14 protein-coding genes and 2 tRNA genes are annotated in these 16,425 nt (G+C 69.0%); 8 read left to right on the forward strand and 8 right to left on the reverse strand.

Annotated features, from left to right (window positions below; translation table 11 throughout):
- Window positions 1-42: 42 nt before the first annotated feature.
- Window positions 43-813 carry a CPBP family intramembrane glutamic endopeptidase gene (locus EG812_RS20490; RefSeq protein ID WP_013736458.1) on the forward strand — a complete coding sequence of 257 codons (771 nt, stop codon included), beginning with the start codon at window positions 43-45 and terminating at the stop codon, window positions 811-813.
- Window positions 814-885: 72 nt separating this feature from the next.
- Here EG812_RS20490 and EG812_RS20495 read toward each other — a convergent pair whose 3' ends face one another.
- Window positions 886-1,767, reverse strand: a complete 882-nt coding sequence (locus EG812_RS20495; protein WP_126712481.1) for a hypothetical protein — start codon at window positions 1,765-1,767, stop codon at window positions 886-888.
- A gap of 613 nt (window positions 1,768-2,380) precedes the next feature.
- On the opposite strand from EG812_RS20495, the gene EG812_RS20500 reads away from it, so the two are divergent.
- From EG812_RS20500 to EG812_RS20510, 3 genes are all read left to right on the forward strand, one after another.
- Window positions 2,381-2,471 (forward strand) — tRNA-Ser (locus EG812_RS20500).
- A 35-nt stretch (window positions 2,472-2,506) separates the two neighbouring features.
- Window positions 2,507-2,579: transfer RNA gene (locus EG812_RS20505), tRNA-Arg, on the forward strand.
- 193 nt (window positions 2,580-2,772) lie between these two features.
- Window positions 2,773-4,407: a hypothetical protein gene (locus tag EG812_RS20510; protein WP_126712482.1), complete on the forward strand. Its 1,635-nt coding sequence runs from the start codon at window positions 2,773-2,775 to the stop codon at window positions 4,405-4,407.
- 146 nt (window positions 4,408-4,553) lie between these two features.
- Here EG812_RS20510 and EG812_RS20515 read toward each other — a convergent pair whose 3' ends face one another.
- Window positions 4,554-5,900, reverse strand: a complete 1,347-nt coding sequence (locus EG812_RS20515) for a poly(ethylene terephthalate) hydrolase family protein (protein ID WP_013736455.1) — start codon at window positions 5,898-5,900, stop codon at window positions 4,554-4,556.
- Between the two features lie 155 nt (window positions 5,901-6,055).
- Window positions 6,056-8,506 (reverse strand): non-reducing end alpha-L-arabinofuranosidase family hydrolase, encoded by a 2,451-nt coding sequence (locus EG812_RS20520; RefSeq protein ID WP_502697207.1) that lies wholly within the window; start codon window positions 8,504-8,506, stop codon window positions 6,056-6,058.
- A 467-nt stretch (window positions 8,507-8,973) separates the two neighbouring features.
- Between EG812_RS20520 and EG812_RS29115 the strand changes: the two genes are divergently transcribed.
- Together EG812_RS29115 and EG812_RS20525 are read left to right on the forward strand one after the other, a co-directional pair.
- Window positions 8,974-9,150 carry a hypothetical protein gene (locus EG812_RS29115; RefSeq protein WP_158632526.1) on the forward strand — a complete coding sequence of 59 codons (177 nt, stop codon included), beginning with the start codon at window positions 8,974-8,976 and terminating at the stop codon, window positions 9,148-9,150.
- 56 nt (window positions 9,151-9,206) lie between these two features.
- Complete coding sequence (locus EG812_RS20525; protein ID WP_126712484.1) at window positions 9,207-9,995, forward strand: spermidine synthase; 789 nt, start codon at window positions 9,207-9,209, stop codon at window positions 9,993-9,995.
- A gap of 6 nt (window positions 9,996-10,001) precedes the next feature.
- Here the strand turns inward: EG812_RS20525 and EG812_RS20530 are convergent, their stop codons facing one another.
- Window positions 10,002-10,643: a response regulator transcription factor gene (locus tag EG812_RS20530; RefSeq protein WP_126712485.1), complete on the reverse strand. Its 642-nt coding sequence runs from the start codon at window positions 10,641-10,643 to the stop codon at window positions 10,002-10,004.
- 197 nt (window positions 10,644-10,840) lie between these two features.
- Between EG812_RS20530 and EG812_RS20535 the strand changes: the two genes are divergently transcribed.
- A complete protein-coding gene (locus EG812_RS20535) occupies window positions 10,841-12,088 on the forward strand; it encodes a putative manganese transporter (protein WP_158632527.1) in 1,248 nt (415 codons plus the stop codon).
- Between the two features lie 37 nt (window positions 12,089-12,125).
- Here EG812_RS20535 and EG812_RS20540 read toward each other — a convergent pair whose 3' ends face one another.
- The 4 genes from EG812_RS20540 to EG812_RS20555 form a co-directional block, all read right to left on the reverse strand.
- Window positions 12,126-12,728, reverse strand: a complete 603-nt coding sequence (locus EG812_RS20540; protein WP_013736450.1) for a TetR/AcrR family transcriptional regulator — start codon at window positions 12,726-12,728, stop codon at window positions 12,126-12,128.
- 40 nt (window positions 12,729-12,768) lie between these two features.
- A complete protein-coding gene (locus EG812_RS20545; protein WP_126712487.1) occupies window positions 12,769-13,455 on the reverse strand; it encodes an ABC transporter ATP-binding protein in 687 nt (228 codons plus the stop codon).
- Window positions 13,452-14,582 carry an ABC transporter permease gene (locus EG812_RS20550; RefSeq protein WP_126712488.1) on the reverse strand — a complete coding sequence of 377 codons (1,131 nt, stop codon included), beginning with the start codon at window positions 14,580-14,582 and terminating at the stop codon, window positions 13,452-13,454. Before EG812_RS20550 ends, EG812_RS20545 begins: the two co-directional genes overlap by 4 nt.
- Before the next feature lie 96 nt (window positions 14,583-14,678).
- Window positions 14,679-14,894 (reverse strand): mycothiol-dependent nitroreductase Rv2466c family protein, encoded by a 216-nt coding sequence (locus EG812_RS20555; protein ID WP_233579556.1) that lies wholly within the window; start codon window positions 14,892-14,894, stop codon window positions 14,679-14,681.
- Between the two features lie 465 nt (window positions 14,895-15,359).
- On the opposite strand from EG812_RS20555, the gene EG812_RS20560 reads away from it, so the two are divergent.
- Window positions 15,360-16,425, forward strand: a 1,066-nt coding sequence (locus EG812_RS20560; RefSeq protein ID WP_199743912.1) for a non-reducing end alpha-L-arabinofuranosidase family hydrolase, incomplete at its 3' end; no start/stop codon positions are given.

Genomic DNA, 16,425 nt, shown 5'->3' on the forward strand with positions numbered 1-16,425 from the left:
CTCAGTGGCACCCGGGTGCCAGCAGTGCGGCAGAGTGGTGCGGTGACCGTTGAGCTCACCCGACCGGCGTCCCGCCGGATGCTCGGCACCGAAACACTTCTGGTGCTGGGCCTCTCCCTCGGCCAGTCGGCCGTCTACGCCACGGTGTCGATCATCGCGAAGCTCACCGCCGAGGGTGGGCTGTCGAAGCAGACCGCCGCGCTCAACACCTCCGCGTCGGCTCGGCCGTACCTCGACCTCACGTACCAACTGCTCGGCATCGTCTTCGCGTTGCTGCCGGTGCTGCTCGCCGTACACCTGCTGGCGCGTGACCCCGGCGACCCGGCGCGGACCCTCGGCGTCGACTTCCGGCGGCCCGGACCCGACCTCGCGCAGGGTGCCGGGCTGGCGGCGCTGATCGGGCTGCCCGGCCTGGTCCTGTTCTGGGCGGCGGCGCAGCTGGGTCTCAACGCCACCCTGGTCCCGGCCGCGCTGCCCGACCTGTGGTGGGCCGTGCCGGTGCTGATTCTCGCCGCCTTCCAGAACTCGATCCTGGAGGAGGTGATCGTGGTCGGCTACCTGATGACCCGGCTGCGGCAACTCCAGTGGCGGGTCGGCGCGATCATCGCCACCAGCGCCCTGCTGCGCGCCTCGTACCACCTCTACCAGGGCTTCGGCGCATTCGTCGGCAACGCCGTGATGGGCATCGTCTTCAGCTACTTCTACCTACGCACCCGCCGCGTGATGCCCCTCATCATCGCCCACGCCCTCCTCGACATCGTCGCCTTCGTCGGCTACACCCTCGTCCCCGACTCCTGGCTAACCTGGCTCTGACCCCCTTTTTCTGCGTGGTTGATCAAGAGGTTTGCGTCTGTAGCGGTGCCTGACCTGACGCAAACCTCTTGATCAACTCTGGCTTCGGGGTGGGCGGTAGGCGGTGAGGGCCCGGGCGGTGAGGCGTTGGGTGGCGGTGGAGGTGGTGACGGCGGCGGCCAGGGGAGCGGCGCCGGGGATGAGGCGGGAAGCCAGGCGCAGGACCAGCCAGCCGCCGGCCTGGGCGGTCAGGGGAGCGGCCAGACGCCAGGCCGCCTCGACCGCCCGTGGGCCGGGCTCCTCGCCGGGCCCGTCGGCCGCGCGGGCCGCCGCCAGCGCCGAACGGGCGGCCTCCAGATCCGGATGCACCAAGATCAACACCAACAGCTCCGCCGCCCGGTCCGGATGCGCCGGATCCCGGCCGTACGCCGCCGCCAGGTGCAGCACCAGACTCGCCTGCGACCAGAGCACCACGGCCAACTCGACCACCGGCGCGAAGGCACCGGCCAACGCGGCACCCGCCCCACCGACCGTCGCCTGCCGGACGAACCGCTGACCGGCCAGCCGAGCCAGACCGTCCGCGCTCGCCCCCGGGTACGTCTCCCGCAGCCGCCGCGCCCACTGCGCCGCGCGCGGCCCGAGCACCTCGACCGCCGTCAGCGCCAACAACTCCGGCGCAAAACCCGGATGATCGAGTACGCGCGCCACAAGCGCCCGCAACTCCACCTCCGGCACCCCGCCGGTGCTGCTGCCAGCGTCCCCGGCCCGGTCAGCAGTCGTGCTGCTGGTCAGGACCGGCTCGGCCGCTGTGGTTGTGGGTGCGGTCTGCTGGGCGGCGGCCTTGCGGGCCGGTGTCTTCTTGGCCGCGAGTGGCTGCGGGGCCGCCTTCGCGGACGCGGCCCTGCGTGCTGGTGCCTTCTTCGCAGCGCTCGTCCCGGTGACGTCGGCGTCCTCGACCGTGGTGCTCGGCGGCACGGCGCTCTTGGCAGGAGTCGCTCTTTTGGCGGGCGCAGCTCTCTTCGCCGGCGTCGCCTTCTTCGGGGTGGCCTTCCTCGCTGCGCGGGGAGCCTGCCGAGTTGTCGGAGACTCCGGCCGGCCCTCCTCGCCACTGAGCTGAGGTCTCCCCGTACCCGAGGTCGAATCGGTGATCCGCGTCTCGCCGACGTCGACCGGCGTGGCCGCGAACGGCGGCGGCGCGGGTGAGGACGAGGCTGGCCGCGCCTGACGCGGCAGCGGCTGCTCCGCAGTGGGAGGCGGCTGGAACAGCACGCCGGGAGCCGCCTTCGCCCGCCGAGGACGTGCCCCACCAGGCTCGTTCCGCTCATCCGGGGTCGGGGCGGGCGGTGCCGGAGGTGGCGTGAAGGTCGCCTCCGGGGAGCGCCGACGTGCTCCCTCGGCAGACTTCGGGCGGTCCTGCTCGCTGGGCGGCTGCTCCTGCATGTCGATGGAGCGTAGTCCGGAAAACGGCAGCGCACAGCGGTCACGTTCCCCATCCGCGCGGCCACGGTCGAGCGGCACCCGATAGTCGCTTTGCTCCCGGCCGGGGCGGACCTGTATCCTCGGGCGCGGTGGTCTGCAGGGCCACCAGGGAGACTTCGCCTAGTCTGGTCTATGGCGCCGCACTGCTAATGCGGTTGGGGTCTTAAAGCCCCTCCCGGGTTCGAATCCCGGAGTCTCCGCGCGAAGGCCGGGTGTGTAGACTGGCCGAGCACCAGCGCCCGTAGCTCAACGGATAGAGCATCTGACTACGGATCAGAAGGTTAGGGGTTCGAGTCCCTTCGGGCGCGCAGACAGCCCCCTAGCAGGCCCAACAGCCGCTAGGGGGCTTCTTTCTGTCTTGCCGCCGGTCATGCCCGCGCCGCGGCAGCGGCCCTCGTCGCGGTCATTCGGGTCAGCGGGAGTGGGTGGTCCCGATCTATCATCGGCGCTCCGCCCGTTGTCGTACGGGCTGGATTGGTTTCCACCCATGAGGATGTGGAATTGTCTGATCGACTCAGCCCGGCCGGTGCCAGCCTGGGCGCGTCCACCCGTAACCGCCGCCGGATTGCCGGCAAGGTCGTCGCGGCGGCGCTCGTGCCGGCAATCCTGCTGGCCATCGGCGCTCCTGCGGTCGCCGCCAGCAACACGCTCACCATCACCACGCTGGATCGCAACGGCAAGAAGGTCAACGTCACCACGACGGTGGTCAACCTCGCCACCAATTCGAGCCGCTCGGTGAAGTCCAACAAGTCGACGAAGCTGCCGAAGGGCAGCTACGCGGTGCTCGCCTCGATCAGGACCGGCTCCGCGGTGACGCTCGGCGCGCGTACGGTCAAGGTCTCCGGTGCCAGCAAGACGACTGTGGACGCCCGCAAGGGCAAGAAGATCACCTTGGGTGTCAGTCCAGCACCAGCCGGTGAAGGAATCATGGCGCAGACCAGGGCGCAGATCTGCACCAAATCCGACTCCGCCAGCTACGACGTCGAGGCTTCGGACTGGGACGGCAGCAGCCTCTACGTCATTCCCAACTCGTCGAAGAAGCTTGCCTTCGGCGCGATGCGGCAGTGGAGCGACAGCTCCGGGCTCTCCGACAGCTACGCGGTCATGTACACCCGCACCGGCGTCCCCAGTGGGCTGTCCAAGACCTACAAGCGCTCCTCGCTCGGTACGGTGAATGCGACGGGCCGGCAGGGCACGGCCGCGACCATCGACGGCCTCCACCTCGCCGTGCAGCCGATCAAACGCGTCTGCGGTGACCACATGTACGCGGGCCTGTTCGGTGCCGACCGGCCGTACCGGACCAAGGTGCACCTCTCACCCGGCAACTGGCTGATCCGCGCCAGCAGCTATGCAGCAGCCAAGGATGGCACCACTGTCACCCTCGGCGGCTACATGGTGTCCCGCAAGGTTGTGGCGGGCAAGTCGCACACCCTCAACTTCTTCCGGGCTGCCTGGGGCCCGTCCGCGCGGCTGCCGGTCGTGATCAACGGCCGGATCTCCTACTCGCTGAACAGCATGTTCGCCGATCCCGGTTTTCCTCGCGACGACAACGTCGAGGGCGGCGACAAGGCGACCGCGACGCTGACCTTCGGTGGCAAGACGGTCAAGACCAAGAAGGACAAGGGCTGGGAGCCCGGCGATACGTACCTCGAATACAAGGTGAAGAAGTCCGGCTGGTACAAGCTCACCAACAACGCGAGCCGCTACTACCCGGAGATCACCTTCCCGGCCGGGATGCTGTCGCCGAAGACCAGCGTCACGTACCGGTTCAAGGCGAAGCCGAACACCTCGGTGACGGCGCCCGTCTACGCCGTCACCATGCTGCCCACCGGCCTGAACCTCTACAACCAGGCGAAGCCGGGCAGCACCACCGACGTCAAGTTGACGTTGAGCCGGCCCAAGCTCAACCCCGACGCCAAACTGGGCAAGAACCCGAAGGTGAAGACGGTCACCGCCAAGGCCTCGTTCGACGGCGGTAAGACCTGGCGTTCGGTGAAGGTCAGGAAGATCGACGGCACCTGGACCGCCCAGGTCGGCAACCCGACCTCCGGTGCGGTCTCGCTGCGGGCGAAGGTCACCGACACCACCGGCGGCTACACCGATGTGACGATCATCCGGGCGTACGCGATCGGCTGATCGACAGGCTCCGACAAAGGCGCTCCGCTGAAGTCGGGCGGAGGGTGCCTACGCGAAACGGGCGGGCCCGACGTGATGTCGAGCCCGCCCGCTTTCGGTTTAGAACTGGCTGATCTGCCTGTTCTCGAACAGGCCGTCAACCACTGTCATCGTGCGACGAGGTTGAATCGCTGGTTGGTGCCGCCGTGGCAGTCGTAGAGCTGGACCTGGGCGCCGTTGGAGGTGCTCCAGACGTCGAGGCAGCGCCCGGACTGGACTCCGCTGATGGTGCCGTTGGAGTTGACGTTCCACTGCTGGTTGGCACCGCCGTGGCAGCTGTAGATCTGCACGGCCGCGCCGTTGCCGGTGCCGGCGGCGTCCAGGCACATGTTGCCGTACACCTGGAGTTGCTTGTTCGCGGTGTAGGTCCAGGCCTGGTTGGTCTGTCCGTGGCAGTCGTAGAGCTGGACCCGGGTGCCGTTGTTCCGAGAGGAGTTCGGGACGTCGATGCAGCGGTTCGACTGGACGCCGACGATCTGGGTGGCCGAGCCCGGCGGCGGCGTGGTGGGCGGAGGGCTGGTCGGCGGCGGGCTGGTGGGCGGAGGGCTGGTGGGCGGCGGAGTGGTCGGGGTGTTGATCAGCGGGCAGGTGCTGCGGTAGGTGACCACGCCGCTGTTGTCCATCAGCGGGCACAGGAACTGGCTGTACCGGGCGTCGTTGTCGACGAAGATCTTCAGGAAGGGCAGCATGGTCCGGATCATCACCGGGTTCGACCGGCCGACCATGAAGCCGTGGTCTCCGCCGGCGACCTCGACGTACACGCTCTCCGTGGTGGACGGGAGGCTGTTGTACAGGTCGAGGGCGTAGGACGGGGTGACCACCGTGTCGGCCTGCCCGGAGATGACCATCGTGGGCACCCGGTCGTTGGCCAGGTTCGACGACGGCGAGAAGGGCGTGATGCCGACCGCCGCCTTCAACGCCGGACGCCGCGTGGCGGCGCTCAGCGCCCCACCGCCGCCCATGGAGTGACCGGCCACGGCCAACCGGCTCGCGTCGACCCGGTCGCGTACCGGGCTCTGCTGCGTCAGGTAGTCCAACGCGGCGAGCAGCTGGGTGCCGCGGGCGGTGTCGAAGTCGTTACGGCTGTTGGTCTCGATGCCGATCACGACGAAGCCGTGGGACGCCAGCCACGGTCCCATCCAGGCCAGTTCCGCGGAGAACAGTGCGGTGTAGCCGGGCGAGATGGCGATGGCCCCGAAGGTGCCCTGGCTGGTGTCGGTCGGGTAGTAGATCCGGCCGCCGTTGAAGCCGTACCCGGTGGGGACGCTGACCGAGGTGTTGGCGAAGGGGCCGCGTTCGGTGGCGACGCTGGTCCGGGTGGGGTCCGGGCCCCGCTCGTACGGGTTGTCGGCGGCCGACGCCGACCCGGCCGCCACCGTCACGGTGAGCAGTCCGACGGCGGCGGCGATCCCGGCTGCGGCGAGCTTGGTCAGCCGTCCCCGAAGGGTGGGCACTCGGTCAGCATCGGCAGTCGCCGCGGGTGGGGGATGGTGTGCCTGTCCTTGCACGGTCGGTACCTCCTGGTGGTGGGGGTGATTGAGGGGTGGGCGGGCTCGGCTGGTGCCGAACCCGCCCGCTCCGGCTGTGCCCGAGCCGGACCTGCACGCGGTCAGCGCTGCAGAGTCAGTACTCCCGGGCGGTAGGGCAGGAGGCCGTAGTCGCCGCCCGAGTTGGGGGACCGCCCTTGGTAGAGCAGTTGCAGGTTGCAGGGGTCAACGGTCATCGTCTGGTCGGCGTTGGAGCGGATCAACTCGCCGTGGCTGATGTCGTTGGTCCAGGTCGCGTTGCTGTTGGCCTTGCCCGCGAACGGGTTGCTCTCGGAGGTGGCCTGCGGCGTCCACGTCCCACCGAGGCTGGTGGCCGTGAAGGACCGGAAGTAGCGGCCCTGCGAGCCGATCGCCTCGACGATCATCAGGTAGCGCTGCTGGCCCTGGAGCTTGTACACCTGAACGCCCTCGAAGAGGTTGTTCGTGGTGTCGGTCATGATCGTGGTGTAGTTGGAGCCGAAGCTGCCGGGGAAGTTCCCGATCGGCATGCTGGCCCGGTAGATGCGGCCGTTGTCGCCGGCGAAGAACAGGTACATGTTCTGGTCGTCACCGATCAACGCCTGATCGATCGGGCCGGTGCTGGAGTTGGAGATCGACCCGGTGAACAGCGTCTGGGCCGACGACCAGCTGTTGACGTTGGTGGGGTCGGTCGAGGTCCGGTACGAGAACGCCGGTCCACCCCACTGGTAGGCGAGGACCCAGATGTTGCGCGGGGCGAAGTAGAACAACGACGGCGCGACAGCGGCGAACGGCATCTGGTTCTGGCTGGCCGAACCCATCTGGTTCCAGTTGGAGAACAGGCCGAAGTTCATCGAACCCCAGGTCGTACCCGTGTCGTGGGTGGTGGCGTAGACCAGGTGCTGACCGTTGTACGGGGCGTGCGTGAAGTCCTTCAGCGACACCCAACCGGACCTCGGCTGCGCGAGAGCGCCGGTCGACGACCACCGGTACGACGACGGCAGGTCACAGCTGGTGCCGGGCGGCGGAGTCGTCGGCGGCGGGGTGGTCGGCGGCGGGTTGGAACCGCCGAGGGAGACGAGCCGGAACTGCTGGTTGGCACCGGTGTGGCAGTCGTAGAGCTGGACCTGGGCGCCGTTGGAGGTGCTCCAGACGTCGAGGCAGCGCCCGGACTGGACTCCGCTGATGGTGCCGTTGGAGTTGACGTTCCACTGCTGGTTGGTGCCGGTGTGGCAGCTGTAGATCTGTACGGCTGCGCCGTTGCCGGTGCCGGCGGCGTCCAGGCACATGTTGCCGTACACCTGGAGCTGCCTGTTGGCGGTGTAGGTCCACGCCTGGTTGGTCTGCTTGTTGCAGTCGTAGAGCTGGACCCGGGTGCCGTTGCTCTGTGACGCGTTCGGTACGTCGATGCACCGGCCCGACTGGCTGCCGACGATCTCGTTGGCGGAGCCGGACGGAGGCGGGGTCGGGGTGGGGGTGGGGGTGGGGCCCGGAGTGGTCGGCGTGGGGGTCGGCCCGGGGGTGGCGCTGTTCAGCGCGTCCAGGGTGGCCGTGTAGGCGGCCTTCTTGTTGCCGTTGTTGTCGAACAGCAGCGGCGTGCCGTAGGAACGCCAGGAATCGCTGTCCCGGATGCCCCATACCGTGATGCCGTTGCAGCGCGGCACCGCGAGGCAGTCGTTGACCACGGCGCGGAAGGTGTTGGCCTGGGTGGTGCCCGAGCCCTCGATGTCCAGCTCGGTGATCTGCACGTCCACCCCGAGGGCGGCGAAGCTGGACAGCGTGGTGCGGTAGTTGCTGTTGTACGCCGACTGGGCGTTGAAGTGCGACTGGAAGCCTACGCAGTCGATCGGTACGCCGCGCTGCTTGAAGTCGCGCACCATGTTGTAGACGGCCTGGGTCTTGGCCCAGGTCCAGTTGTCGGTGTTGTAGTCGTTGTAGCAGAGCTTCGCGCCCGGATCGGCGGCGCGGGCGGCGCGGAACGCGGCCTCGATCCAGTCCCCGCCGGTGCGCTGGAGGTTGGAGTTACGGCGGGCGCCGCTGTTGCCGTCCTCGAACGCCTCGTTCACCACGTCCCACGAGTCGATCTTGCCGCGGTAGTAGGTCGCGACCCGGGTGACGTGGTTGAGCATGGCCGAGCGCAGCGCCTGGCCTTCCATCCGCTCCATCCAGGCGGGCTGCTGCGAGTGCCAGGCCAGGGTGTGACCCCGGACCTTCCAGCCCCGGGAGAGGGCGTGGTTGACGATCCGGTCCGCGTTGCCGAACGTGAAGTTGTTCTGCTGCGGCTCGGTCGCGTCGATCTTCATTTCGTTCTCGGGCGTGACGCTGTTGAACTCGCGGTTCAGGATCGTCGTGTACGCGCCGTCGTTGAGCTTGTTAGCCGCCACGGCGGCACCGAAGTACCGGCCGGACTGGTTCGCGGCCGCACCGAGGGTGGACTCGGCAGCGTGGGCCAGAGTGGGCAGCATCGACGCGGCGAGGACCGCAACTATCGCGGTCGTTCCGGATAGGGAGAGCGTTCGAAGTCGACGCCCGGAGGGACGGGTCCGGGAGATCATGCTGATCCTCCACTAGTGGGATAGGAGATGTCTGTCGCTGTTCGGGGCGCTCGGACGGCGGCGAGCTGCGATGTAGGTCCGCCGACCGGGCCAGGAATCACATCAGCGTCCGCCCGGAGGCGAGTCGGCTGACCAGCGGGTAAAAGGGTTCCAAATGAGTTGCCCGGTCTGCCCGCGGAGACGTTGTTGCGGGCGGTGGACTGGCAGGTGGTGGAGATGTGACCGGGTGCGTAGGTGGCCTTGGTCGCGAGAGGCGCCTCCCCGGTCCGGAAGATCATGTTAGCGACAACATCGATCGGTGGCTATCAGGCTGGCAGAAAGTTCCAGCCTTTTCAACCGGTAGTTTCGGTAAGTAATCGGTACCGTTTCCGGCCGTCGCTCCGGAGTGGAGGACTCGACACCTCCGGTGGCGCGGAAGACCCGCCAAGTGCGCGTTAACCTTCCGGCCCGGCCTGCTGGCGGCGCTGGTGGCGAGTTCCGTCCGCAGCGCCATCACCGACCAGAGTTGGGACAGCTACCAGCACACCTGGGGTGGAAACGCCCGGCCGAGCAGCGGCCCGCAGGAGATCGACTTCAACACCGACCTCATGCGGCTCGCGACCGGCGGGTCGACCCGGGCCGGCCGCGATACCGGCACCGCCTGAGGCGGTGCCGGCGGGCCGGCAGAGCAGCTCGGGCGGGTCGGTTAGCCTGCCTGGTCATGGGGGCATCCGACGACGACCGATTGGAACTTGTCGTCGATCCGGTCCGACCCACCGGGCGTACGCTGCTGGCCGGCGGTGTCGAGCAGTCGTACGTCGATCTTGCCGATCCCACGTACCTGCACTTCGAGTACGTCCGGCGGATGGCCGCCGTGGCCGATCTCGCCGCGCCCGCCGGTCGGCCGCTGGACGTGCTGCACCTCGGCGGCGGTGCGCTGACGCTGCCGCGCTATCTCGCCGCCACCCGGCCCGGCTCGACGCAGTTGGTCGTCGAGCGGGAGCCGGCGGTGGTCGACCTGGTGACACGCGAGCTGCCACCCGTCCCGGCCGGCGTCGAGATCCACGTCGCCGACGCGCGGGAGGCGGTCGCCGAGGTCCCCGCCGGGGCGTACGACCTGGTGCTCGCCGACATCTACCGGGCGGCCCGGATGCCGCCGCACGTGGCGACGGTGGCGTTCGCCGCCGAGGTCGCCCGGGTGCTGCGCCCGGACGGCATCTACCTGGTCAACGTGACAGACCTGCCGCCGTTGGTCCTCGCCCGGGTGCAGGCGGCCACCCTGCGGGCGGTCTTCGCCGACGTCTGCATCGTCGCCGACCGCCGGATGCTGCGCGGCCGGCGGTACGGCAACGTGGTCCTCGCGGCGGCGCTGCGCCCGGACCGACTACCCGTGGCGCGCCTGGTGGTACGGGCACTGCGTGATCCGTTGCCCGGCGGCGTGCTGCACGGGCCGGCGCTCGACACGTTCATCGCCGGTGCCCGTCCGCGTACCGACGACGTCGAGCGGTGAGACCGGTCAGTCGTCGAGCAGCCCCGCATGGCCCGCGAAAGCTGCGGCCTGGGCGCGGTTGGAGACCCGCAACTTGCGCAACAGCGCGGCCGACATCCGCTTCACGGTCCGGTCGGAGACGTGCATCTGATCGGCGATATCCAGGGTGCTCCGGCCGGCGGCGATGGATCGGAGCAGGGCACGCTCCGCCTCGTCGAGGCTGACCGGCGGGAACCGGGCGGGTCGCAGCAACGTGCTCAGCAGTTGCGTCGGCATCACCGCCCAGCCGTCCAGGACCGCCAGCAGTGGGGGAAGCAGCTTCTCCGGCTCGGCGCTCTTGGGCATGTACGCCTCGGCACCGGCCTCCAACGCCTGTAGCGGCGAACTCAGGTCCTCCGCGTCGGACATCGCCACGATGCGGACCTGTGGTGTGGTCCGTCGGATCGCCGCCACGGCTCGGATCCCTCCCGGCGCCGGCATGTGCAGGTCGACCAGGGCCAGGTCGGGTACGCACCGGCGGACCAGCGAGGCCGCCGCCGCGGCGTCAGCGGTGAAGCCCACCACCTGCGCCCGCCCATCGGTGGCAGCAGGAAGCAGCAGTTCGAGGCCGCGAGCGAAGATCGGCTGGCCGTCGACGACTGCGACCCGGATGGGGGAACAGTGTGACATGTTCGCTCCTTCCCGGTTAACGAGCCATCATGCGCATTCGTACCGAAGGTGATCCCGGACCGTGACTGGACCGGATGACCCAGCGGGGTCGCCGACTGGCCCATAAGGGCCAGCGTCCGGGGAAGTGCCGTGGCGTACCTGCTGCGGCCTGGAGCAGCACATCCCCCGCAGGCCGTCTGTCGCCTGGAGGTGTGTTGATGACCGAAATCGTCCTGCGTCCGATCGCTGACGCGTTCATGCAGGTTGGTGTCTACGTCGCCGTGATGGTGGCGCTCTTCGGTTGGCTGCGCTGGCGCTACGGAGACCGGGTCACCGACGGCTTGACCCGGCATCGGCGGTTCGGGCCGATGGTCGGGGCGCTGCTGGGGGTGAGTCCCGGCTGCGGTGGCGCGATCATCCTCATGCCGCTGTACGCCCGGGGCAAGGTGTCGTTCGGCACGGTGATCGCCGCCCTGGTGGCGACCTTGGGCGATTCCTCGTGGGTGGTGATGGCCTGGAATCCGATGTTCGCGCTCAAGATCCATACGCTGCTCTTCGTGGTCGGCCTGATCACCGGGTACGTGGTGGACGCGCTCGGCATCGACCCGGCACGTGCGGTACGCCGGACACCCGCCGTGGTGGCCGTGCCCGCCGGGTCCGCGGCGGTGCCCACGCCCGCCGGATCCGCACCCGTCAGGCCCACGCCCGTCGGATCCGGGGTCGGCGGTTCCGGGTCCGGCGGTTCTGGGGTCGGCGGTTCCGGGTCCGTGCCGGTCGGGTCCGGGGCCGGTGGCGGCCTGGTTGCAGTCGGCGTGCCCGACCTGGCCGGCTCACGACGGTTGCTCGGTGGCGTGCTGCCGCAGATGTCGGCGTCCACGCTCTTCTGGGGCCTGACCGTGCCGGCCTTCGCCGTGTCGGTGCCGGTGCTGTTCCAACTGGTCGACCCGACGGTGCTGACTCGGGCACTCGGTGGGATCGACCCGTACCTGGCGCTCGGTGTGCTCGGCACCCTGCTCGCCGCGGTGATCTTCGCTGCCGGTCGCGGGCGGCTGGCGGACGACAACCTGGAGACGGCGCATCCGCAGTCGATCGGGGCGACCCTGCGGCACAGCGCCCACGAGGCGTCCTTCATCACCGTCTGGGTGGCGGTGGCGTACCTGGCCTGGCAGGTGGTCACCAGCACCACCGGATTCGACGGTTCGCAGATCGCGCTCGGTGGGCTGCTGGGGGTGCTGGTCGGCGCCGGCATCGGCCTGATCCCCGGCTGCGCGGTGCAGATCGTCTTCACCGGCCTGTACGTCAGCGGGGGACTGCCGCTGCCGACCCTGGTCGCGAACGCGATAAGTCAGGACGGCGACGCGTTGATCCCGCTCGCCACGCTGCGCCGGCACTCCGCGTTGATGGCCACGGTCATCACCACCATTCCGGCGGTGGTGGTCGGGTCGGCCCTGCTGCTTCTGCTCTGACCAGCGCGGCCCGTGCCTCGGCCGGGGTCGGTGGGCGTCAGTCCTGCGGACCCAGGCCGAGGTACGGGCCGAGCAGTCGGCGCAACCGGGCGAGCGTGACGTCTGCGGTCTTCCTCGCCTGCGTACGGGCGGTGGCGCCGACGTCCTGGGACGCGCGCACGATGAGGGAGTCGATCAGCTCGGCCATCGTCTCCGGCTCCGGCTCACCGAACTCGGTGAGCGCCTGCCGCAGTGGCCCCTGGAGTTGGGCGTGGAACTCCTCCATCGGGCCCTGCAACACGCGCGGTTCCACCACCCGGGTGAGGGCTCGGGCCACCGCCTGCTCGGAGCTTGCGAACAGGTCGACGTTCGCCACCACGTACGCCCAGATGCGGGTGCCCGGCGTCGGCGCCGCCGCCACCCGCTCCAGGACCTGGCCCGCCCAGGTCGGAAAGACGTCCGCGACGACGGCGGCCAGGAGATCCTCGGCGGAGGCGAAGTACTGGTAGACGCTGGAGCGGGCGAGCCCGGCGCGACGTCCGATCGCCGCCATGGAGGGCGCCTGCTCGGTCTCGGCCAGCAGTGCGCGTGCCGCGTCCAGCAGGGCACGCCGCTGTCGGGCGTGGTGCTCGGCGACGCTGGCCGCCTGGATCCGCGGCACGCGCTCCTCCTCGTCTGAGTAGCTGGCCTAGGCGGTGACCTCAGACCGCGGCGTTGCTCTCGGCGGGCAACAGCCTGCCGTCGATCATCTCAAGCACCCGGTCGCAGTGGTGCAGCACCTCGTGGTCGTGGGTGACCATGACGGTGGCGACCCCGTGCTCGTGCGCCTCGCGGGCCAGCAGGGCGACGACGTCCTGACTGCGCTGGCGGTCCAGCGCCGCGGTCGGCTCGTCCACCAGGAGCACCTGCGGGCGGGTGACAAGTGCCCGCGCGATGCCGACCCGCTGCCGTTCGCCGCCGGAGAGCTGGTGCGGGCGTCGGTCCGCCTTGTGCGACATGCCGACCTCGGCCAGCAGCTCCCGGGGGTCGCGCGAGTTGGCGACCTTGCCGAAGGTCAGCGGCAGCCGTACCTGGTCCAGGCTGGTGAGCGAGGGGATCAGGTTGCCGCTCTGGAACACGAAGCCGATCCGCTCCCGACGGATCGCGGTGAGCCGGCGCGGCGACTGCGCACTGAGGTCCAGGTCGTTGAGCCGGATCGTGCCCGAGGTGGGGCTGATGAGCGCTCCGCAGACCGCCAGCAGGCTGGACTTGCCGGCGCCGGAGGGGCCGACGATCGCGACCAGCTCGCCCGCCTCGACCTCCAGGTTGACCTTGTCGAGGGCGGTGACGGTGTCTTCGCCGTCGCCGTGGATCAGGGTGACGTCGGACAGGGACAGCATGGCGGTCATCGGTTGCCTCCGAGCGCGGTGAGCGGGTCGACGCGAGTGATGCGCAGGACGGCCACGGTGGCACCGACGACGCCCAGGATGAGCAGCAGAGCGGTGGCGACGGCGATGGGGGCGGCCTCCAGCACGAACGGCATGGGGGTGGCCGAGATGCCGACGCCGGCTGCCACACCGATGGCGACGCCGACCCCGGCGGAGAGGACGAGGAGCACCACCGACTGGAGCAGGCTGTCCCGAAGCAGGTAACGGGTGCTGGCACCGAGCGCCCGGATCACCGCGATCTCCTGCTTGCGCTGCACGGTGAGCACGGTGAAGAACGCGCCCACCACGAGGGCCGAGATGGCGTAGAGGAAGACCTGGATCAGCTGGAGCGTGGAGGTCTCGGCGGTGTAGCCCGGCGAGGCACCGAAGGACTGCTCCAGGGTCAGCGAGGTCGTGCCGGCGGCCTTGTCACCGGCGGCCAGGTCGATGTCGGCACCGTCGGCGGCGCGTACGGCGACCGCGGTGATCTCGTTGTAGATGCGCTCGGGTGCGGCGTCGCCGGCCCGTACGCCTGCCTTCACTTCCTGCCACGAGCGCAGCGGGAGGTAACCGATGTCGACGTGACCGAAGGTGTGCTGCTCGCCGAGGATGCCCACCACCTTGAGGGGGGTCCCGGCGGGTTCCAGGGCGATCGTGTCGCCCACCGAAATGCCCAGCTCGGCGGCGGTGGAGCTGATCACCACCTCGCCTTCGCCGGCCAGGCGCTGACCCTCGGCGACGGCCGGGTCGAGGAAGGAACCGACCTCGACGCCGAAGAGGGCGAGGTCGACCTCGACTCCCTGGTTCGTCCGACCGTTGGCGAGGGTGTTGCCCAGCGGTGCCGCCTCGGCGACACCGTTCTGGGCCGCCCAGGTGTCGACGGCTGAGGTGTCCACCACGCTGCGGGAGAAGGCGGAGTCCTTGGCGACCTCGTGCTGGAAGGCCAGCGAGGTCACGGGGAGACGTTTCAGGCCGGAGACTCCGTCGTTGACCAGACCGACGGAGAGTCCGCTCAGCAGTACGGTGAGGATCGCGATGAGCGCGACGACGACGCCCATCAGGGCGAATCGACCGCGGGCGAAGGTAAGTTCGCGTATGGCGAGGAACATGGGCTCACCGCATCCGATAGGTAGCCGACAGCATGTCGGCAAAGATACCGACGCCCTGTCGAGAAGATGGCGTCAGGGTGGATGCTGTAAGGGAACTCACGCAGAGTGAGGGGTGACCTCGCCGAATTGCGGTTCGGCAGGTGGGCGCCCCTTCAATTCGTGAAAGCCGGGCATCGCGGCGACGAGTACGACGCCGTCCCAGAGCCGGCCCGCCTCCTCGCCCCGCGGAATCCGGGAGATCACCGGGCCGAAGAAGGTCATTGGATTTCCACCACTGTCGATGGTGCTGTTGTTCGCCAGTCCGTCGTCCATCCGAGCGAGCGCGATGGTGCGCCGCAAGGCGAGTCTCTGCCCGGCCGGGTTCGGTACGCCTTTCCGGGGCGGGCGCGGGGCGACCGAATCATGCGTAAACGCCGATGTTAGCGCCATCAGGGAGCCTGCTGCGGGCGGCTCCCCCTGGGCTGCGGCGGTGGGCAGGGCGATGCCTGCGCAGCGACGGTTTGGCACTGGCCGCGCCCAGGTTCCCGGCGCGGCCAGTCTCCATGAAACCACCAAGTTACGACTTGACGAACGACATGTTATCGCCCACATTCGATGTTCAAGGGTGATGACGCCGGAGGTTCACCGGGCAGGCCTGTGTCGTCGGATCTTGGTTCAGGCGTGCGCCAGGGCATGCGGACGCCACTGTTAGCGCTAACACGTCACGGCTCGGTCGCTGCGCGTCGTGGTGTGCCCGTCCTGGACCGTTCGGGGTCCTGGTCATCTTGAAGGAGGATCATGTCTGCCTTTGGTAGATCTGAATTGCTCGCGCCGCCGTCGCGTCGGCGCGGGCGGTTGCTGCGCGTCGTCGCGGCCGGCGTGGCGGCGGTGGTGGGCGGTGTCACCGCCGTAGCGGTGACATCGACCCCGGCCGCCGCGGCGACGGTCGACACGAACGCGTGGTACGTGCTGCTCAACCGCAACAGTGGCAAGGCGTTGGACGTGTACAACCTGGCCACCAACGACGGAGCGCGGATCACCCAGTGGACGCGTAACAACGGCAATCAGCAGCAGTGGCAGTTCGTCGACTCGGGTGGCGGCTACTACCGCCTGAAGTCGCGGTTGTCGGGCAAGGTGCTCGACATCTACAACTGGTCGACCGCCAACGGTGGCAGCATCGTGCAGTGGACCGACCACAACGGAGCGAATCAGCAGTTCCGGCTGGCCGACTCCGACGGTGGCCACGTCCGGTTGATCAGCCGGCACAGCAACAAGGTGGTGGAGGTGCAGGGCGCCTCGACCGCCGACGGTGGAAACATCGTGCAGTACGACGACTGGAACGGCGCCAACCAGCAGTGGCAGCTCGTCCGCGTCGACGGGGGTAACAACCCCGACCCGACCCCCACCACGCCGCCGCCGACGGGCACCTGCAACCTGCCGTCGTCGTACCGGTGGTCGTCGACCGGTGCGCTCGCGCAGCCTCGGGCGGGTTGGGTGTCGTTGAAGGACTTCACGCACGCCCCGTACAACGGTCAGCACCTGGTGTACGCCACCACGCATGACACGGGTACGACGTGGGGTTCGATGAACTTCGGTCTGTTCTCGAACTGGAACCAGATGGGTTCGGCCAGCCAGAACCAGATGCCGTTCGCCGCGGTGGCGCCGTCGTTGTTCTACTTCGCGCCGCGCAACATCTGGGTCCTCGCCTACCAGTGGGGTGGGCCGGCGTTCTCGTACCGGACGTCGACGAACCCGGCGAATGTGAACAGTTGGTCGGCGCATCAGACGTTGTTCACGGGCAGCATCTCGAACTCGGGTACCGGGCCGATCGATCAGGCGTTGATCGGTGATGACCAGAACATGT

This window comes from Verrucosispora sp. FIM060022 (assembly GCF_003977705.1).
In the GTDB taxonomy this organism is placed as follows: domain Bacteria; phylum Actinomycetota; class Actinomycetes; order Mycobacteriales; family Micromonosporaceae; genus Micromonospora; species Micromonospora gifhornensis.